Here is an 18476-nt window from a genome sequence, read left to right as displayed (position 1 = left end):
ATTACCTTGTGGGTCATACCGGAACGTCGACGCCAGCCTGGCAGCAACCCATCCCGGGCCGCAGGTCGACTATCACAGTTACCTTTTTCGTGGCCTCGCAATGGGGCCTCCGGCCTTCGGGTCCGGCATGACTCCCCCCCTTGTTGTTGATGATCCGGGGGGTGGTGTCACCGGTCCCGGAGGCATCGACGGACCGCTGATGAGGGGCTTGAGCACCGGCTTCACCCGAGGTCGGAAGAGCTCTCCGTAACGTGGATGTGGCAGCTCGGTGCCCAGGCAAGGCCGGACGAAAGCGTGATGGAGGGGCCTGCACGTGATCGACACCGGCGACATCGACGTCTTCCTCGGCCTGGACGTCGGCAAGGGCGAACACCACGCCACCGCCGTCACCCCGGCCGGCAAGAAGGCGTTCGACAAGCGGCTGCCCAACACCGAACCCAAGCTCCGCGAGCTGTTCGCCAAGCTGAAGGCCAAGCACGGGACGGTGCTGGTCGTGGTCGATCAGCCGGCCTCCATCGGCGCCCTGCCGCTGGCGGTCGCACGTGACATGGGCTGCCCGGTCGCCTACCTGCCCGGGCTGACGATGCGGCGGATCGCCGACCTCTACCCGGGCGAGGCGAAGACGGACGCGAGGGACGCGTTCATCATTGCGGACGCTGCCCGCGCGATGCCGCACACGCTGCGGGCGATCGACGGCGGGGACGAGACGATCGCCGAGCTGGAGATGATCGTCGGGTTCGACGACGACCTGGCCGGCGAGGCAACCAGGGTCGCCAACCGGCTGCACGGCCTGCTGACGCAGATCCATCCGTCGCTGGAGCGAGTCCTGGGGCCGCGGTTGCAGCACCCGGCCGTCCTCACGCTGCTGGAACGGTTCGGGTCGCCGGCACAGATACGCAAGGCGGGCCGTCGGCGGCTGGTCACGCTGCTACGGCCGAAGGCGCCGAGGATGGCCGAGCGGCTGGTCGAGGAGATCTTCGCCGCGTTGGACGAGCAGACCGTCACCGTTCCGGGGACCGAGGCGGCCGCGCTGATCGTCCCGAGCCTGGCCGGGTCGCTGTCCACTGTGCTTGACCAGCGCAAGCTGCTGGCCGGACGGATCGAGGAACTCCTGGAGGACCACCCTCTTTCAAAGGTCCTGACGTCAATGCCGGGAGTCGGCGTCAGGACCGGAGCCCGCATCCTGATCGAGGTCGGCGACGGCAGCACCTTCCCGACCGCCGGCCACCTCGCCGCCTACGCCGGGCTCGCCCCGGCGACCCGCAGCTCGGGCTCCTCGATCCGCGGCGAACAGCCATCCAGGAGAGGAAACAAGCAGCTCAAACGGGCTTTCTTCCTCTCCGCGTTCGCCGCCCTGGGCGACCCCGCGTCTCGGGCCTACTACGACAAGAAGATCGCCCAGGGCAAGCACCACACCCAGGCCCTGCTCTGCCTCGCCAGACGCCGAGCGGACGTGCTGTTCGCGATGCTCCGCGACGGAACCTTCTACGAACCCCAACCGGCTGCGGCCAGGTGAGGAATCCGGACCGCTCGGTCAGTCCTCCGGCCGCAGCCTCTGACGAGCGGCCTCAAGCCGCTGGTCATAGTCAGGCGCGAACAGCTCGGGAAGCGCCTTGTCGAGCGTCCCGGCGATCCGATGGATCGGCGCCCAGACCGCCCGATCGTCGACAACGCGACTGAGGTCCGTCATCTGGAGCTTCTCCAGCCAGTGCGATAGCACCAGTGCCTCGTCACTCGTGAGCTTGATCGTGACCTGACCATCACTCATGCACACCCCTACGGCTCAGCCCGCCCTCGACCGCACGAACCTACTGGCCTCGGACCTTGACCAAACACATAGGGGCACCCCCCCCGACGTCCACACGATCAACATCCGGCGCGGCGACCTCGCTCACGGTGGCGCCCTGCCAGCGCACGTGCGGGACCCGCAGATCGGCCGGCGCGGTCCCGGGCTGCCGCACACGAGGCTGGACGAGGCAGGCGACGAGCCCCGCCGACGGTGACGGACCCGTGCGCGGCTGGGTCGGCCCGCCGTGGGTCAGGATGCGCCGAGATACGTGGTGGCCTGGATCTCGTGGAGATGGATGAGGACGTCGTGCGCCTCACCGAGCGCCATGTCGTACTCGTAGGTGTCGGGCCAGCCCGCACCGACATTGTAGGTGGTGCGCCGCTGGTCCAACCAGGCCCGCACGGCGGGTGGGGCGGTGCGCATGTCGAGGATGTAGTCGCGCTGCCGTGCCTCGTCCAGCGTGTACTCGTTCGAACCCGGCCGCGCTCCCTCGATCGTGCGCGTCCGCATCACTCCGTCGTCCGTGCCGAACGCCTTGAAGCTGCCCTCGTAGAAGCTGAATCCGATGCTGACGTACTTCCCGCCCAGCACGTCGCGCAGGAACGCGCCCTCGGTCTTGGGGTAGCGCAGGTCGAACGAGTCGTAGGACACATGGGTGTTGTGCGCCGACAGCAGCATCCGGTCACCGGTGTTCCTGTTCCACCACAGCGTATTCGCGGCCATCGTGCGGTCGCGGTACTTCATCATCTGCGCGACCTGGACGTCGTCCTCGACGTCGAAGGAGAGGCCCTCGGCCATCTGGTGCACGGCTCTGGCGTTCTGCACCGCCCAGAGCTGTGCGTGGGCGTCGGCACCGCGCCCCGGGCGGGCCTTCTCCAGCAGGCCGAGCACCTTCCCGGTGCGCTCCGCGCGGTCCTTGCGCTCGGCCAGTGACAAGGCGGAGTACTTCGCGCTGTAGGTCGCGGCGTCGGTGGTGGGCCTGAGGCCCTCGTAGAGCGCAGCAACCCGGTCCCGCAGTTTCGGGTGGGCGCGGAACACGTAGTCGGTGATCCGGTCGTACAGTTCCGGCCCGGCGTACCCCATGTCGGTGCCCACGAAGTGCACCGGGTCGTGCGGGTGACGCACGTTGTAATTCCGCATCCACGTGATGAGGTCGCGGTAGTCCTGGTTGTTCCAGATGTCGTACGAGCCCTGGAACTCGTCGTGCGCGATGTCCTCCAGGTCGCCCTTGCCGTGCACCACGTAGTCGTCGAGGCGTAGTCCGCTGCTCCAGGGCAGTTCCAGGGCGAAGGCGCGGAACCCCTTCCGCGCGACCAGGTGACGCAGTACCCGCTGCTTCATGCGGAAGAACTCTCGCGAGCCGTGGGTGGCTTCGCCGAGGCCCACCACCTGGGCGTTCCCCACCATCGGGTCCAGCACGTCGAGGTCCCGCAGTCTGCATCCGGGGTCGGTGGTCCGCAGTACGTGGGCGCTGCGCTCGATGCCGCGCACCACCTGGTCCGTGGACCTGCCGGACCTGCTGAACGTGCCGGAGTCGGCGGTGCCCGCCACGACCCGCGTCGGCCGCTGGGCCATGACATCAGCCATGACAGGGGTTGCCGCGGCCGGGGTGGCGAGGGTGAGAAGGACCGAGGGAAGGAGTATCGCCGTGCGTCGTGTCATGGCCGCAGACTCCCGCCCGGGCACCCTCGTTCACCAACCCGTGTGCTGCCCACCTCCGAGTACCGCAGGCACTACCCGAGCAGGGGAAAAGCCCTCGGGACGCGCGCCACCGCTCCGGCATCAGGCGGTGCGGCGTGCCGCCCAGACCGTGCGTGTGGTGCGCACACCCAGGTCGTTCCGGTGCGGGAGGGCGCGGGGGTCGTCCGGGTCGAGGAGCGGGCCCAGCCGGTCAGACCTCGGTGCGCCAACTCGTCGGCGCCGGCGTCCCGCACACAGCTGCTCGACCATCTGCGCATGCACGACCACCTCGCAGCCACGAGCGCTCGCGTCGATGCCCTGACCGCCCTCGCTCCCGACTGGCACCTGCCCCGCGGCGCAGACCGGCACCGCAAATACCACCTGCTAGGCACCCATCTCACCGACGGCGCCTACCCGTCAACGCTCACCCGCAACACCCTGCTGGCCGGGGTGACAATCGGTTCCTGGCTGCACCGCCAGCTCACCACGTGGCCCACCCTCCATCCCGGCCAGCACCATCTGCCCTCACTCGGCCTGACGCCCGAGAACAACCCGCTCACACCCCTCCGTCGCACCTTCGGACAGACCGTCCAGTTCCTGGAAGTCTTCCTCTGGTCGTCCTCACCGAGGCCGCCCTGGAGCGTTACGGCCTGCCTGTCACGCTCACGGAGGACGAGAAGCACGTAGGGCGGATCCCGAAGGGCCACAAGGTCATCAAGCAGCTCGCGCGGAGCAGAAGCTGACGAAGAGGGGCTTCGGGCCGTGGGCGCGGATCTGCCGGCCCGCGACCGGTTCGGAGCGGGCCTGCGTGCAGCTGTGCATCCCGTCGTGGCACGCGCTGGACACCCGACACTGGGGCGAGGCCGGGCAGCTCCCGCCAGCGTAGCTCGCCCGCGTCCTGGGCGCGTACGCGTCCCGGGTGACGACGCCGCGCGGCTCCACGGCCGTCACCGGCCTGGAGCTGATGATCGCGCTGCACCCGCCGACGCGGGCCTCCGAGCCGGACACCGACGGAAAGCGGCACTCCGAGCACAACCCCGGCCCGCTGGGCAAGGACGCCATCGACCCGATGAACTGGCCGCCGTGCGAGGTCCCCGGCGGGCACCCCGTCCTCAAGAACCTCCTGCGGTTCCACGTGCGCGGACCGGCGGAGAAGCTGTTCGAGGAGGCGTACGACTGGGCACGGCCGATGACCGATGGGGAGGGCACCCTGCGGCACCTGGTCGGCAGTGACGTCAACATGGCCTTCGCCGCCGGCGCCAACGGACTGAACGTCGGCCTCGGTAGGCAACACTCGTCAAGGCCCCGGTGTTCGACTCGAAGCTGCCCGGCTCCTGGCTGGTCGACCTCAGTTACGTCGACCTGTCGAAGGTGAAGGCCGGCAAGGACAGGGGGTTGGAGGTGGACGGCAGCCTGCTGCTCTCCCCGTTCACGCCGAAGGGTGAGCGCCCGACCGGCCCGGCCTGGTACGCGCCGCCCACCGTCGCTTACGCGGTCGAGCTGGGCTACGAGGTGCGCCCGCTGGAGGCGTGAGTGTGCTACGAGAACGGCCGTTACCTGGACGGCTGGTACCAGCGGCTGCGCGACGCCTGCCTCGCCACGATGGCTGACCTCGGCCTCAACGTCGACCTGCCGCTCGAGGATTTCCTCGCGGAAATGGACGGTACAAAGCCAGCCACCCGGAGTTGGCCATCGTCGTCTCGGCAGTCAAGGCTACGGTGAAGGGCGGCCTGGGCAAGCTGCGCGAGCGGCGGCGAGGGCTGGAGGCCCGGCGAGCCGTGGCGCGCCCTGTCCCGCCCGACATGGCGGCCCGATATCCGGGCGGCGGTCATCTCCGGCACCCGGATCAACCTGCACCGCAAGATCGTCAAGCACGCAGCGTTCACGGGGCAGTACCCGATCGCGATCCTGTCGGACTGCGTCGTCTACGCCGCAGGCGGGCCCTCGCCGCTGGACTTCCTGCCCTACCGGGAGGGCAAGCTGCTGCCCGGCGGCTTCAAGGACGGCACCGTCACCGACGTCGACAACGGAAAGTAGGAGTAGACCACGATGAGCCTGTTCGAGGACGGCCTGGAGGCGGCGGTGCAGAAGGCGTTCACCCGCCCAGCTCCCAAGAGTGCGGGTGCGCAGATGCGGTACCTGGTCAAGCAGCTCAAGGGCACGAAAGCGGTCGCCCAGATGCTGGGAGTCTCCCAGCGCACCGTCGAGCGGTACGTGAAGGACCAGATCAAAAAGCCCCGCCCGGCACTCGCCGCGCGCCTGGAGCGCGAGGTGAAGAAACGGTGGCAGCCGCAGATCCGCGCCAAGGCCAAGGAGAAGGCGGCCAGCACGGGCGGCATCGTCATCGACACCCGCGCACGCATGGGCTACACCGCACCGATCGGGTCGACGGACCAGGACCGCATCCGGCACCTGACCATCGCCCTGCCGCCCCACCATGCGGCCCGCCTCTTCGACGCCCAAGAGCAGGGCGCCAGCGATGCCCGCCTCCAGGAAATCGCGGCCGAAGCGCTCAAGGAGGTGTACTTCCAGGACGGCGGCCGCCGCGCCGGCAGCTTGGAGGAGGTCCGGTTCACGGACATCGAACACCTCGAGTTCGACCTGTAGCAGCAACGCCCCGAACAGCCCGCGAGCCCCGGACCGCATCGGGATGCCGTTGGCGAATTAGGGGCCCGCGTGACGTCGGTCTTCAAGGCCCAGTTGTGGTCTTGAAGACCGACGTTGTCCTTTGGGGTGGGTGTCGATGTCGATGCGTCCGATCGAGGATGGGGAGATCCCCGCGGAGACGGTGCGGGTGGCCCGGGCGGCGTTCCCGAAGGGCAGTCTGGCGATCCGGCTGCGGGACGACCTGGGGGCGCTGTTCAAGGACGAGCAGTGCGCGGCTCTGTTTCCGGCTCGGGGCAAGCCGGCGTGGTCGCCGGGCCGTCTGGCGCTGGTGTCGGTGTTCCAGTTCGCTGAGGGGCTGCCCGACCGACAGGCCGCTCTGGCGGTGCGGGCCCGGATCGACTGGAAGTACGCCCTGGGCCTGGAACTGACCGATCCCAGCTTCGACTACTCCGTGCTCAGCGAGTTCCCTACCCGGCTGATCGAAGCGGACGCGGGACAGCAGATCTTCGACCGGGTCCTGGAAGCCGCCCGGCTGGCCGGAATGCTGAAGGCGCCGGGCCGGGCCCGCACCGATTCCACCCATGTGCTGGCTGCGATCCGGTCGATGAACCGCCTGGAGTTCGTCATCGAGACTCTGCGGGCCGCGCTCAACGCACTCGCCGCCGCAACCCCCGACTGGCTGTCCGCACACGCCGATCCGGCATGGTTCGACCGGTATGCCACCCGGCCAGGACTATTGGCTGCCGTCCGGCAAGACCAAGCGGACTGGGCTCGCCGAGCAGGCCGCCGCGACGGCATGCGTCTGCTGACCGACGTGCACGCACCAGACGCCCCCAGCTGGCTGCGTGACCTGCCCACCATCCAGATCCTGCGCCAGGCATGAGTGCAGCAGTACCTGCTCGACGAGGACGGCGAGGTGTGATGGCGGGACCCAGAAGAGTGCCCGCCGGACGCCCTGCGCCTGGTCAACCCATATGACACCGATGCCCGCGTGGGCGTGAAGCGCGACATCAAGTGGGACGGCTTCAAGGTCCATCTGACCGAGACCTGCGACGCGGATTCACCCAACATGATCACGAACATGCTGACCTTCGACGCCACCGTCCAGGACATCACCGCCACGAACACCGTCCCCGACGCTTTCACCGCCCGTGACCTGCTGCCCAAAGAGCACCTGCTCGACGCCGGTTACATCGACGGCACCCGCATCGTCACCGCAGCCCGCGAACACGGAGTCACCTTGACCGGGCCACTCCACAGCGGCAAAACCACCAGCCAGGCCGCTGGCCCCTACAGTCAGAGCGCCTTCACCGTGGACTGGGACAACAGGATCGCGACCTGCCCGACCGGCAAAACCTCAGGTCAGTGGGCCGACACGATGTCCCACCGTGAAACCCCAGTCGTCCGGATCGAGTTCTCGACCACCGACTGCCGCTCCTGCACAAGCCGCCCCCAATGCATCAGTTCAACCCGCACGGCCCATCGCTCCATCACGCTGCGGCCCCGACCCGAACATGAGGCGATTCAGCTGGCCCGTGCCGACTACGGCACACCGGAATGCAGGGAACGCTACGCAGCCCGCAACGGCATCGAGGGCACCATCTCCCACGCTGTCCACACCGCCGGCATGCGGCAGGCCCGCTACCACGGACTCGTCAGAACCCGCCTCAGCACCAGCTCACTGCCGCAGCGATCAACATCGCCCGGCTCGACGCATGGACCAGCAACAGGCCCAGAGCCCGCACCCGCGTCTCCCACCCGGCAGCACTTCGCCCCGCCGGGCAGCAACCCGGCGCGGCGAAGTGATCAGACCCCGCATTCGCCAACGGCATCCCGCATCGGCCCGGGGCTCGCTCGCGTATCCGCAGGGGTCGGATGTGCATGCAAGCGATGCCGTGTTCAACGACGCCGCCGGACGCCGGTCACTCCGCGGCCGAGCCGGGAGAAGGTCCACCTTCCGGTGCGGCGAGGGTCGCGTCGACGAAGGCCGGCTGCACGAGCGCGGCCGTCTCGGGCGCCGTCACGTCCTTCGTCCGCCAGCTGGCGTGCCATCCGCTGCACTCCAGCTCGAATCGGCGCAACCCGTGGGCGTGTGCCACCTCGCGGGCGTAGCTTGTGCGGGCGGCGCCCGTGCCCCTCGGTTTTCCAGGTGCGCGCGGACGACGGCGGTGTGGAACCGGCGCGGCAAGGCCCGTTGATCGAGGCATCCGCGGCATGCCAGGAGATGCAGCGCCGCACCTTCGAAGCGGAGGAGAGGTAGGGCATGCCTGTTCCTTCGCGGGTGTTGCAACTGCCGCACAGCGGCCCGCGGAAGTAGCGGTGCTCGTGGCAGTGATCCCACGCCGCGGCCGGGCTCTGCTGGCACAGCCAGCACAAGTAGTGGTCTGCCCGGGCGCCGCGTCGGCGGTGAGCGTCGTGCAGCACGCCCCGCAGGTGGCCGGTGTACAGCTAGCTGGACTCCCCGGCACACGGCGGGCACATAGTGACGTACCCCGTGCGGGCGTTCCTCCTCCAGCCACCCCAGTTCGGCCCCTGGGCTCCGCAGCGGCACAGCCGACCCGGTCGACCAACTCGCCCTCCCGCCCGCAGCCTTGAGGACGACCTCAGCACCGTCCGCAACGAGCTGACCGAGCTGGACGACGACGTAGGCGGCGACATCCGGGCCACCGAGCAGGCCTTCAAGCGGCTGACGGGACGCGTCCAGGCTCTCGAAGCGCACCTGCTAGCCGCGGGCGGCGCCCCGCTCGTCGGCCTCGACACCATCGCCACGGAGTGGAAGAAGCTAGCCAGGACCGCCAGCCACGGCTGGAACGTACGCTCCGGACTGCTCCCCGAACTCCGGCGCGAGGCCCTCCGCCTCAACATCCGCCACTTCGTACAAGCACTTGAGGAGCGCGACGAGCACCGCGAGAAGGTGGTGGAGGCGGCCGGAAGCCTGGCCACCCGGCCGCGCACGTCCCGCGAGTACAAGCAGGCCGTCATGGACTTCGGCATGTCCCGCCCCTTTGCTGAGACCGGCCGACTCACCGGCGCCTTGCTCTCCCGTTACCCTGAGGCCGCACGTCCACCACAACGACGCAGCATTGCACGGGCCCATTGCGGTCTGAGCGCATCATGACGAAAGGGGCCATCAGCATGGCCGATACGAGCGAGATGGACCTGCCGGACAACTGGGGCCGATGGGGAGCAGACGACGAAATCGGGACCCTCAACCTGATCACCGACGAAGTACGCACGAGGGCCGCTGCGGAGGCGCGGACCGGCCAGTGGGTGTCATTGGCACAGCCGATCACGCCGAGCGCGATGTTCGTCAGTCCGTTTTCGCCCGAGACGGTCGAGGCATCACCTGTGCAGCAGATGGTTTCCCACACCGGTGGACCAGTGGCAGCCGATCTTGCAGTGGTCTACAACCACCACTGGAAGTCTACGCACCTCGACGCGCTCGCACACTGGTCGACCGGCGGCCAGGTCTATCCGGGCCGCCCGAGGGAACAGGTCGTCACCCCCGTCGGCATCATGCACGCGTCGACGGCTGCTTTTGCCGCCGGAATAGTGACACGTGGGGTCCTGCTCGATTTGGCTATCGAAGGGCCTCTTCCCCCCGGCTATGCGGTGACGTCACATGACTTCGAACAGGCCGAGAAACGTCAGAAAGTTGAGGTGGGCTCTGGTGACGCACTCGTGATCCGACTTGGCTGGACGGGCCGCGGGCCCCAAGACACACCGAGCCCTGGAATCAGCATGGATGCGGTGCGATGGATGCACCACCGACAGATCGCCATCGTCGCCCCGGACAGGGGTGACGCGCATCCTCCCCTGAACCCGGACGAACCCTCCCCGCTGCACGGGGTAGCACTCGGCCGAATGGCGATGCCTCTGATCGACGTGCCTCAACTAGATGACCTCGCCGCGTTGTGCGCGCGGCTGAAGCGCTATAGCTTCCTGCTCACGATCGCCCCGCCCCGTATCCACGGCCTGACCGGCGTACCAGTCAACCCCATCGCCATGTTCTGACCGAGCGATCATCAGCGCCCTTTGCAATCCTCGGGCGCTCCTGCCCAGCGGCCGGGCGGGTCTCGATGCCCCCTCAGGCAGGTCGTCGCGACATCGCAGTATCGGCACACCGATATCACGAGGCCCTCGACAGTTACCGCACCAGCCTCCACGTGCATCCTTCGATGATGCAGAGCAAGGACGCCTCACCGCCTGATCAGCTATCGAGGCTGTGCGCGACAGCGGCTAGGGTCTCCATCTGGTGTTCAAGAAGTTTCACGGCCATTATTGGGTACTCTTTTGGGCCGACTTCCGTGCGAAATCGGCAATGAAAGTATCACGAGATGAAAGGGGTCAAAATGTCGCTGTACATACCCAGATGCTAGACGGTCGACATTTGTGATGCATCACCCGTGCGGCATCTTCGCCCCGGAGACTGATACTGCCCGGAGCCCCCCTCGCACGGTTCATAAGGGCATGCAGGGTGAGCGGCGCCTGTTTCAGATTGGACCCTGCCCTGGAAATTTAATCTTGGTCGGCTTCGGGCGGGTCCGCTCTGTCTGCTCCTTCGGGCGGGCGAGGTGGGCCGGGTGTCAGAGTGATCTGTTTGGGCGTGGCGGCCGTTGATGGGGACGTGTGGGGGCGTTCGCCCTCCGTTGTGGATCCCGGAGAGGAAGCAGTCATGCCGGCAGGTTGGAAGCACACCGACGAGACGCGGGCCAAGATAAAGGAAAGCCAGCAGGCGCGGGGGGCGAAGGCGCGCAGTGATGCCGCCAAGCAGGCCAAGAAGACGATGGGGGCGGAGGCGCGCAGTGCAGCCGCCAAGAAGGGCCATGAGACGCGACGGGCGAAGGCTACTGCGGGGTCCGGGGTGCCGGGGACGTTCGCGGAAGGGTCTTTCATGTCGGCACCAGGGGTGGGGGAGGCGTCCCTCGGATCGCAGTCCTTCGCAGCAGTGGCCTCCGTTTCGCCGTCTGTGTTTCGCCTGCCGTCCATCAGTCAGGTGCCCGCCTTGAGGGAAGGGCTGCAAGCCGTCATACCTGAACACCTCAAGGCCCATCGCTCTGCGGACTCGTCACAGGCACGCGGCCCGCGGCGCTGACCGGTCCCGGTATCGTGGACCTACATAGTTTCTCGGTGTAGGTCCACGATACGGGTCGCCGAACGAGCGCCGGCGATGAGCGCTCGCGCGAATTGCCCGTGCTCCTGTTCGTACCCGGGGTATTCGCCGCGGCCAGTCTGACCTCTCCTCGGTAGGCCGGGCGCACGGCCTATGCCGCCGCTCATTCCTCGGTCGCACAGGCCATCCGCATGCGTAAAGCCGATCAGGCGGACCTCTGAGGAGGGTGGTGCACCCACCTGAAAGTCGTGTCCTACGTTGCTGAGTCGGTTGAGTCGCTTGTAGCAGCACAGCACGACGGCGAGTCCGAGAAGGCCGCCCTGGCGGTGCCTTCGCCAGGCCGACCATTTTAGGGTGTGGGGGACGGGATCGCGGTCGGCTCGAGGGCGGGGCAGGAAAGTGTCCAGGATCCGCACACCGGCTTGCCATGGTCGGCCCGGCCACAGGCCCTAGGGAACGCAGAGGAGCTGCACACTCGTCGCTCCCGACGCCTCGGCGTGCTTAGTTCGCAGCCGCTGCAGACCGGTGGGCTGGGTTCTGCACAGTCGGCATGGGAGCACGGCTGTGCACAGCAGGAAGTCGGGCTAACCGTCATCCCCCAGCAGTGTCTGTTCCGAACTGAGCAGTCGAGTTTTGGTAATTGGCTAGGTCACGAACTGGTTGTTGGGGCGTGTCGTTCTTAAGAGGAGGGGCGCTATGGAGCCGCTGGCGGCTGGGGATCGGGTGCGGATGAGTGAGCATGTGGGGGCCGCGCGCCAGCTGGCCGGCCTCGTTCTGGACCTGGCACGCATCCTGGGCCCCGACCACCCCGACACGCTGCTCACTCGCCAGGAGCACGCCTGGGAACTCGGACAGGCGGGGGAACATGCAGAGGCAGCACGCCTCTACAGCAAGCTGGCCGCGGACAGGGCCCGCGTGAACGGCGCAGACCATGTCGACACGCTGGTCACCCGCCACGCCCACGCCCTCTACCTCGGTCAGGCGGGGGAGCACACGGAGGCGGCACGCCTTCTCGCCGAGCTGGCAGCCGACCGCGCGCGCTTCCTGGGTGCCGACCACCCCGACACGCTGCTCACTCGCCAGGAGCACGCCTGGGAGCTTGGACAGGCGGGGGAGCATATGGAGGCGGCACGCCTGTACGCCGAGCTGGCAGCCGACCGCGCGCGTTTCCTGAAACCCGACCACCCCAACACCCTGCCCACCCGCCCCAACCACGCCTGGGAACTCGAGCAGGCGGAACAATGACGGCCCGGCCAAGTCTGGCGACCCCCGATCTGGGGCCTCCCAGCCAGCCCTGGTCGGACCCATGGTCGGGCCGACGAAGATGCGTTCCCACACCCCGACCAGGCAGGCCACCACCCGCTACGAAACCGCAGCATGGGCACTGACCAGCCATGATCCGACCAACCAACCTTTCGCACGTGCGGGCGAGCGTGCACACTCACCTTTGGCTGCGCAGTCGGTCGGCCGCTGCGCAGAGGAAGCCCGCAGCTGGGTCTTGCCGGGTGCTCGCACACGCCTCCTCAACCCCGTCGCTGAGGTGGCTGGGGCCGGTGCAGACCTGCGGGTGTCGTGGTCGGGTTGTGGGGTCGGCGGTCGGGTCCGGACTGACGGATTGCGGAGACTGTGGGCTGTTCCGGCGTGACGGCCTGGCGCCGGCTGCGGGACTGGACCGAGGCCGGCGTCTGGCCACGCCTGCACGCCGCCCTCCTGACCGAGCTTCGCCGCGCTGACCTGCTAGACCTGAACGACTGCTCCGTGGACGGATCGCACGTCCGGGCCCTCAAAGCGGGGACCACGTCGGCCCCTCACCCGTCGACCGCGCCCGCCCCGGCTCCAAGCACCACCTGATCGTTGACCGCCACGGAACCCCACTCGCAGTGACGCTCACTGGCGGCAACCGACATGACGTCACCCAGCTCCCGCCTCTGCTCGACGCGGTCCCACCGATTCGGGGAGCTCGGGGACGCCCTCGCCGCAAACCCCGGTGCCTGTAGGCCGACCGGGGCTACGACTTCGACAAGTACCGCCGCCTGCTGTGGAAAACGTGGCATCAAACCCATGATCGCTCGACGGGGCATCACCCACGGCTCCGGACTGTTCCAGGTCCGCTGGGTGGTCGAGTGCGCGTTCGCCTGGCTGCACCAGTTCAAACGGCTCCGCACCCGCTACGAAAGCCGCGCCGACCTCCACCAGGGGTTGCTCGACCTGGCCTGCAGCCTTATACGCCTCCGCCGCCTTCGGACCTCATTCTGAAACGATCAGTTACCCACTTCGCCGCCCGGCACAGCGGCAACTGCGCGCATCACTGATGCTTCTCCGAGTGGGTAACCGATCGGGTGATGGTCCGTGAAGCGCAACGAGCGAGGCCCCGGGGCAGTTGATCGAGATGTCTGACGTCTCAACCACGCTGCCTGGGGGCCTCGTTGGTCATCCATCCTGCCGCACTCGATCTGCCACATGCGCTCGTGGAGTGGGTGACCATGCTCATCGTCGCCCGTGGGGGTGGCCGCCGCTGCAAGCTCTGTCCGTCCCAGCGCGCGACAGTGGCACTGATGAGCCTGCGCGAGCACACCACCTCGGCGGAAGTTGCTGCCGGGTCCGGGATCAGCGAGTTCACCACCCACGCCTGCACCGGCACGGTCATAGACCTTTTCGCCGATCGTGCACCGGGCCTGCTGAAGGTCCTACGCGAGCAGCATCCCGACTTCGTCCTCCTGGACGGCACGCGCGCCGAGTGCGACCGGTCGGCGACGGACGGGCCGACTACTCCCACAAGCACCGCCGGTACGGGGTGAACGTGCGGGTAGTCACCGATCCGGACAGCCCGCTGTGGTGGCTCCCGCCCGCGCTGCCGGGCCGCTCCCACGACCTGACCGCCGCCCGCACCCACCGGATCATCCGCACCGGCGAGCGCCAGGGTGCGTCCCCGTCCTGGCCGATCTCGCATACCAGGGCGGTGCCCCCTGGCCGGCCACGCGCATCAAACACGCATGCCCCTGCGGGACCCCACCCCTACCGAGAAGACCGTCAACCGGACTCCGGGCACCGGCACCGGTCGCCAAACGCGTCCTCACCCTGGAGCGACAACGCTAAAGAGGCTCAATGAAGCTTCGTCGAGTAGGACCGTGTCCTTTGCGTTGAGGCGTCTTCGGGTTCGGCATGGGGGGTACGTGGGGTTGGATTGTTCCGGAGGGGCCGTGCGAGATCTCTGAGCCGTTGATTCTGCCCTCGGGAGTGCGGCCGCGGTGTGGGGGCACGCGGTAAACGCTCCAGGCGGGCGGCGAGGTCCGGGCAGGACTGTTTGATCTGATCCTTCACGTACCGTTCTATAGTGCGCTGAGAGACGCGCAGCAGCTGGCCAACCGCGCGGGTGCCACTCATCTGCCGGACCATGTAGCGCATCCGCGCGCGATCGTGGGTGCCGGGCGAGTGAACGCCTTTTGCACAGCGGCGTCCAGGCCGTCTCCGACGGTGCCATGCGGGGACTTCCTTGCGCAATCGACACACCGGCCCTGCTTCTTCGAGGGGGCGTGAGTTCGGTTCTTGTGCCGATGGGCCTGCACAGAGCCGCGTCACCATGCAGGGTCACAACTTCCAGAGCCACCTCGGAGCAGGGCGGATCAGCTGTACCGGGCGTTGCTGTCAGTCTGCTCTGTCCCGGCGATGTCGATACGACTTGCCCCACCGCTGGCCGTCGTCCGGTCGTTCTCAGACGAGGCGGGGGACCACTTCGCTGGTCTGGGTGGACCAGTTGGTGACGATGGGCTTGTCCACGGTGGCCGTGTCGGGAAGCTCGAGCTCGGCCGGCTCGGGGTCGTCCTCGGTCAGCGCGATGACGACCGTCCCGAACTGCGGACCTGTGTCACCGCTCGTGGTCTGGGCGTTGATACCGGTGTAGGCGACCGCCGAGCCCGAGAGCTCGATCGGGTCCTCGCCTCCCTGCCCGACCGGCGAGGCAAGGCCCTCCGGGCCGGAGCCGAAGGACACGGTGGGGGTGTTGACGTCCAGGTAGCAGGTGATGCCGGACTTCGCCTTCGCGGTCACGAGGTAGTAGCCGTCGACATCGGGCGCGGACTTCCAGTCGACGGTGAAGTCCAGGTCGTTCGTACCGCAGGACTGCCCGTAGCCCGCCTTTCCATCACTGCCAGCAGCACCCTTGTCGCCGGCGCCATCGCCATCGCCGGACGCGGCGGAGCTGTCGCTGGAGCCGTCGGCGGAAGTGGTGTCGCCCGTCGACGGTCCGTCGGCCGAGGCGGCAGGGCTGTTCCCGGCCCCGGCGGAGGAGACGACGGGAGACGAGGAACCGGACGCGTCCGCCGAGTCACCAGACTCACATGCGGTCGTAGTGGCCCCCAGGGCCGTGACAACCGCCGCGGCCAGGACGAGACGAGCGGAACGAACGGCGAGACGCGAACCCATCATGATCTCCAGTGATACTGAGACGGTGTGTTTTCTGCTGACGCCACTCACACTAGGACCCGTTCGATCTTCAAACGATCCTGCACATGTCCAGGTCCTGTAACCACCGGCCGGTCTCACGACACCGCGTCAGGTTCACTCAACGGCCGCCCACTGTGCGGAAGGCGGAGGCGGACTCGGCGTCGGGCGCTGCGGACTGGAGCAGCACGTAGTCGGGGTCGGTGTGGTCGTGTGGGTCGGTGAGGGCAGCGAGGATGACCTGGAGCATTTCCGTCGGCGCCTCCTCCGCACAAGGGGGACGGCTGCGGCAGGTCGAGGGAAACGAGAGGCTGGGACAAACCAGAACGGTGACGTGGGCAGGGACGGCTGATAGCCACGCGGTCGACTGGCGCCCCGCACGGAGGCCCAGATCAGTGGGGCGGGTCGGCGCGCAGGCCGTCGATGATGACAGTAAGCATCCGCTGGCGGCGTTCGCGCCACACCGGCCCCTCCTCGGCTCGCCATAGGCAGGATCCCAGCAGCAGGACGTCCTCCGCCTCGGCGTCCGGCCGTACCTGCTGCGCTTCCTTCCCGGCCTTGAGCAGCAGGTCCAGCGCGTCAACAGCAGGCTGACGACGCTCCCGTCCTCCCACGCCTCGTGCGGCTGCCCCGACAGCCACGGCCGGCCCGTCCCCGGTGCGGCCGTAAGCGCTGAGGTGCTCGAACCACAGGCGCAGCGCTTCCAGCGGCTCGTGCACGGCCAGCAGGACCGCAGCCGTGGCGGTGAGCGCGTTCACCTCCTCCTGGTGGACTGCGACCAAGAGGGCCTCCCGGCCAGGGAAGTGGCGGTACATAGTCCCCTGACCGACACCTGCCGTCTTGGCGATCGATTGAAGGGGCGCAGAGGGATTGTCGGCGAGAACCGCGCGTGCGGCCGCCAGGATGCGCGCACGGTTTTCCTTGGCGTCGGACCGCGGCGCGCGTCGAGCGGGTTGCGTCATCCGGTGCCTCCTGTTCCGCGTCCTGGAGCAGCCATCCTCATATACTTGTTAACATGATGGCAAGTATGTTGTAGAATTCGACCCATGACAACCACCCGACGCACTCAGGCCCAGCGCCGCGCGGAGGCCGAAACCGCGCTGCTCAGAGCCGCTGCCGAACTGATCGACGAGCAGGGTGTGCGTGCGCTGACGATGGCGCGCGTGGGCGAACGGGCCGGATACAGCCGGGGGCTCGTCACCCATCACTTCGGATCCAAGAAAGCTCTCGTCGAACGCCTGGCACTCACCGCCCAGACGGGATTCGTCCCCGGTCTCGACGGCCTGCCTCCCGGACTGGACCGGCTGCTGCGCCTCATCGACGGCTACGTCGCAGAACTCGGCCGTATGAGCGTGCTGAACCGGGTCTTCCTGCTGCTGTGGGCCGAGGCCGCCACGACGCCCGACCTGGCCCCCGTCTTCCGCGAGCGGAGCGAGGCGTTCCGTGCGGATCTGCGCGAGGACCTCACCACGGGGATCGCCGAGGGCACAATCCGTCCCGACGTGTCACCCGACGAAACGGCGACCGCCCTCTTCGCACAGCTACGCGGCATCGGCATGCAACAGCTCGTCGACCCCGGCCACATCGATACCGAGCGGCTGCGCGCACACGTCACAGACCACTGGCGCAGGGCGCTGAACCCCTAAAAGCGTCATTGTCATTGGTCAGGCTCCGTGCCGGACGGCGCAGTGACGTCCGGCATGCTCTCGCAGCTCGGGATTCTCGCAGCTTGCCGCTCCGCCTGCGAACGACGAGCTTGGATGACGAGGCCGTCGGCAGCCAACTCCTCGACTCAGCAGATGCGACTACCGAGCTGGTCAGCCCGCAGGTTCTCCGGACTGCTCACAGAGCAGGGGAGATGTCCCGCGGACCGCTCCTCATGTACGTCAGGTCAAAGAGGTGCGGTCCGCGGGACGTCAGGTTGCGCGTCGTAGGGGAATAGCCACGTTCTCGCCCATCCACCTGGGGTCAGGTCGGAGGTACTTGATGTGACCGAGTCTCCTGGTCTCCTTGAGCCAGCCGACTTCGATGATCTGTTGGCGGGTGTGGGAGAACACAGGCGGTGCCATACCGACGCGTTTGGCCAGATTAAGGGCTGTCTCATGCACGGCGCCGGAACGGTGATCCGGGTGCAGGGCGTACAGCATGACAACAGAGCGCTGGGCGGTGGTCATGCCCACCGCCTTCTCAAGCAGCTCGAGGTTCTGCTGCTTGTCCTCGCTGCTGGTCACTGGGTCTCCCACCGCGCAGGAGCTTCTCGTTGAACCTAGGGATGTCGGGCAGGTTGCTCGCCATCAGTGAGCTTCTTCGAGGTCGCCACCGATCGGGTGATGGGCCGACAAGCGCAACGAGCGAGGCCCCCGGGCTGTTGATCGAGGTGTCTGACGTCTCAATCACGTTGCTCGGGGGCCTCGTTGGTCATCCATCCTGCCGCACTCGACCTGCCGCATGCACTCGTGGAGTGGGTCACCATGCTGATCGTCACCCGTGAGGGCGACCGGCGCTGCGAGCTCCGGCCGTCCCAGCGCGCGATGGTGGCACTGGTGTACCTGCGTGAACACATCACTCTGGCGAAGATCGCCGCCGGGTTCGGGATCAGCGAGTCCACCGCCCACGCCTACACCAGCGCGGTCATCGACCTGCTCGCCGCGCGTGCCCCGGGTCTGCTGAAGACACTGCGCGAGCACGAACCCGACTTCGTCCTGCTCGACGGCACCCTCGCCGAGTGCGACCGGGTCGGTGACGGCCGGGGCGACTACTCCCACAAACACCGGCGCCACGGCGTGAACGTGCAGGTTGTCACCGATCCCGGCGGCCGGCTGTTATGGCTCTCGCCCGCTCTGCCGG

The 18476-nt window shown here is 67.9% G+C and carries 15 protein-coding genes and 5 pseudogenes; 12 read left to right on the top strand and 8 right to left on the bottom strand.

Translation table 11 applies throughout. The features are described 5' to 3' along the window. Positions 1-313 precede the first annotated feature (313 nt). Positions 314-1516: an IS110 family RNA-guided transposase gene (locus tag ACZ6IM_RS41255; RefSeq protein WP_398918783.1), complete on the top strand. Its 1203-nt coding sequence runs from the start codon at positions 314-316 to the stop codon at positions 1514-1516. A gap of 18 nt (positions 1517-1534) precedes the next feature. Here ACZ6IM_RS41255 and ACZ6IM_RS41250 read toward each other — a convergent pair whose 3' ends face one another. Both ACZ6IM_RS41250 and ACZ6IM_RS41245 read right to left on the bottom strand, forming a co-directional pair. Continuing rightward, complete coding sequence (locus tag ACZ6IM_RS41250) at positions 1535-1768, bottom strand: hypothetical protein (protein ID WP_319217680.1); 234 nt, start codon at positions 1766-1768, stop codon at positions 1535-1537. 270 nt (positions 1769-2038) lie between these two features. After that, a complete protein-coding gene (locus ACZ6IM_RS41245) occupies positions 2039-3451 on the bottom strand; it encodes an erythromycin esterase family protein (protein ID WP_319217678.1) in 1413 nt (470 codons plus the stop codon). 294 nt (positions 3452-3745) lie between these two features. Between ACZ6IM_RS41245 and ACZ6IM_RS41240 the strand changes: the two genes are divergently transcribed. From ACZ6IM_RS41240 to ACZ6IM_RS41225, 4 genes and pseudogenes are all read left to right on the top strand, one after another. Continuing rightward, positions 3746-4156, top strand: a complete 411-nt coding sequence (locus tag ACZ6IM_RS41240) for a hypothetical protein (RefSeq protein ID WP_398918789.1) — start codon at positions 3746-3748, stop codon at positions 4154-4156. Further along, positions 4078-5506: pseudogene (tap, locus tag ACZ6IM_RS41235) on the top strand (telomere-associated protein Tap); the annotation flags it as partial. The gene ACZ6IM_RS41240 and the pseudogene tap, both read left to right, overlap by 79 nt. Before the next feature lie 12 nt (positions 5507-5518). Beyond that, positions 5519-6076, top strand: coding sequence for a telomere-protecting terminal protein Tpg (gene tpg, locus ACZ6IM_RS41230; protein WP_319217676.1), 558 nt, complete (start codon positions 5519-5521; stop codon positions 6074-6076). A gap of 136 nt (positions 6077-6212) precedes the next feature. Next, positions 6213-7882 (top strand): annotated as a pseudogene (locus ACZ6IM_RS41225) (IS1182 family transposase). Between the two features lie 93 nt (positions 7883-7975). Here ACZ6IM_RS41225 and ACZ6IM_RS41220 read toward each other — a convergent pair. Further along, complete coding sequence (locus ACZ6IM_RS41220; protein ID WP_398918780.1) at positions 7976-8500, bottom strand: endonuclease domain-containing protein; 525 nt, start codon at positions 8498-8500, stop codon at positions 7976-7978. A gap of 70 nt (positions 8501-8570) precedes the next feature. Between ACZ6IM_RS41220 and ACZ6IM_RS41215 the strand changes: the two genes are divergently transcribed. From ACZ6IM_RS41215 to ACZ6IM_RS41195, 5 genes and pseudogenes are all read left to right on the top strand, one after another. Further along, a complete protein-coding gene (locus ACZ6IM_RS41215) occupies positions 8571-9194 on the top strand; it encodes a hypothetical protein (RefSeq protein WP_319217673.1) in 624 nt (207 codons plus the stop codon). Between the two features lie 17 nt (positions 9195-9211). Continuing rightward, a complete protein-coding gene (locus tag ACZ6IM_RS41210; protein WP_319217671.1) occupies positions 9212-10090 on the top strand; it encodes a cyclase family protein in 879 nt (292 codons plus the stop codon). A 1828-nt stretch (positions 10091-11918) separates the two neighbouring features. Next, positions 11919-12434 carry a tetratricopeptide repeat protein gene (locus ACZ6IM_RS41205; protein WP_319349747.1) on the top strand — a complete coding sequence of 172 codons (516 nt, stop codon included), beginning with the start codon at positions 11919-11921 and terminating at the stop codon, positions 12432-12434. 381 nt (positions 12435-12815) lie between these two features. Continuing rightward, positions 12816-13445, top strand: a pseudogene (locus ACZ6IM_RS41200) (IS5 family transposase); the annotation flags it as partial. A gap of 170 nt (positions 13446-13615) precedes the next feature. Further along, positions 13616-14227: pseudogene (locus tag ACZ6IM_RS41195) on the top strand (transposase family protein); the annotation flags it as partial. Positions 14228-14456: 229 nt separating this feature from the next. Here the strand turns inward: ACZ6IM_RS41195 and ACZ6IM_RS41190 are convergent. From ACZ6IM_RS41190 to ACZ6IM_RS41175, 4 genes and pseudogenes are all read right to left on the bottom strand, one after another. Then, a pseudogene (locus ACZ6IM_RS41190) lies at positions 14457-14650 on the bottom strand (telomere-protecting terminal protein Tpg); the annotation flags it as partial. A 250-nt stretch (positions 14651-14900) separates the two neighbouring features. Further along, positions 14901-15611, bottom strand: coding sequence for a hypothetical protein (locus ACZ6IM_RS41185; RefSeq protein ID WP_319218370.1), 711 nt, complete (start codon positions 15609-15611; stop codon positions 14901-14903). Between the two features lie 139 nt (positions 15612-15750). Then, positions 15751-15879, bottom strand: a complete 129-nt coding sequence (locus ACZ6IM_RS41180) for a hypothetical protein (RefSeq protein WP_319218366.1) — start codon at positions 15877-15879, stop codon at positions 15751-15753. A 142-nt stretch (positions 15880-16021) separates the two neighbouring features. Then, positions 16022-16591, bottom strand: coding sequence for a TetR/AcrR family transcriptional regulator (locus ACZ6IM_RS41175; RefSeq protein WP_319218364.1), 570 nt, complete (start codon positions 16589-16591; stop codon positions 16022-16024). 84 nt (positions 16592-16675) lie between these two features. Here ACZ6IM_RS41175 and ACZ6IM_RS41170 point away from each other — a divergent pair, with 84 nt between their 5' ends. After that, positions 16676-17275 carry a TetR/AcrR family transcriptional regulator gene (locus ACZ6IM_RS41170; RefSeq protein ID WP_319218362.1) on the top strand — a complete coding sequence of 200 codons (600 nt, stop codon included), beginning with the start codon at positions 16676-16678 and terminating at the stop codon, positions 17273-17275. Positions 17276-17545: 270 nt separating this feature from the next. On the opposite strand, the gene ACZ6IM_RS41165 is transcribed toward ACZ6IM_RS41170, so the two are convergent. Beyond that, complete coding sequence (locus ACZ6IM_RS41165; RefSeq protein WP_398918774.1) at positions 17546-17860, bottom strand: replication initiation protein, RepL2; 315 nt, start codon at positions 17858-17860, stop codon at positions 17546-17548. Between the two features lie 183 nt (positions 17861-18043). Here ACZ6IM_RS41165 and ACZ6IM_RS41160 point away from each other — a divergent pair. Beyond that, the coding region (locus tag ACZ6IM_RS41160; RefSeq protein WP_469564348.1) for a helix-turn-helix domain-containing protein at positions 18044-18476 on the top strand (433 nt) is incomplete at its 3' end.

The organism is Streptomyces sp. NPDC042336 (assembly GCF_055581985.1).
Note: the sequence above shows the minus strand (reverse complement) of the source record. Positions and strands in the feature narration are given on the sequence as shown.

Coding starts and splice junctions, on each gene's coding strand:
- ACZ6IM_RS41250 (WP_319217680.1), bottom strand. CDS start 1,768: ATGAGTGATGGTCAGGTCACGATCAAGCTCACGAGTGACGAGGCACTG.
- ACZ6IM_RS41245 (WP_319217678.1), bottom strand. CDS start 3,451: ATGACACGACGCACGGCGATACTCCTTCCCTCGGTCCTTCTCACCCTC.
- ACZ6IM_RS41240 (WP_398918789.1), top strand. CDS start 3,746: ATGCACGACCACCTCGCAGCCACGAGCGCTCGCGTCGATGCCCTGACC.
- tpg (WP_319217676.1), top strand. CDS start 5,519: ATGAGCCTGTTCGAGGACGGCCTGGAGGCGGCGGTGCAGAAGGCGTTC.
- ACZ6IM_RS41210 (WP_319217671.1), top strand. CDS start 9,212: ATGGCCGATACGAGCGAGATGGACCTGCCGGACAACTGGGGCCGATGG.
- ACZ6IM_RS41205 (WP_319349747.1), top strand. CDS start 11,919: ATGAGTGAGCATGTGGGGGCCGCGCGCCAGCTGGCCGGCCTCGTTCTG.
- ACZ6IM_RS41185 (WP_319218370.1), bottom strand. CDS start 15,611: ATGGGTTCGCGTCTCGCCGTTCGTTCCGCTCGTCTCGTCCTGGCCGCG.
- ACZ6IM_RS41180 (WP_319218366.1), bottom strand. CDS start 15,879: ATGCTCCAGGTCATCCTCGCTGCCCTCACCGACCCACACGACCACACC.
- ACZ6IM_RS41175 (WP_319218364.1), bottom strand. CDS start 16,591: ATGACGCAACCCGCTCGACGCGCGCCGCGGTCCGACGCCAAGGAAAAC.
- ACZ6IM_RS41170 (WP_319218362.1), top strand. CDS start 16,676: ATGACAACCACCCGACGCACTCAGGCCCAGCGCCGCGCGGAGGCCGAA.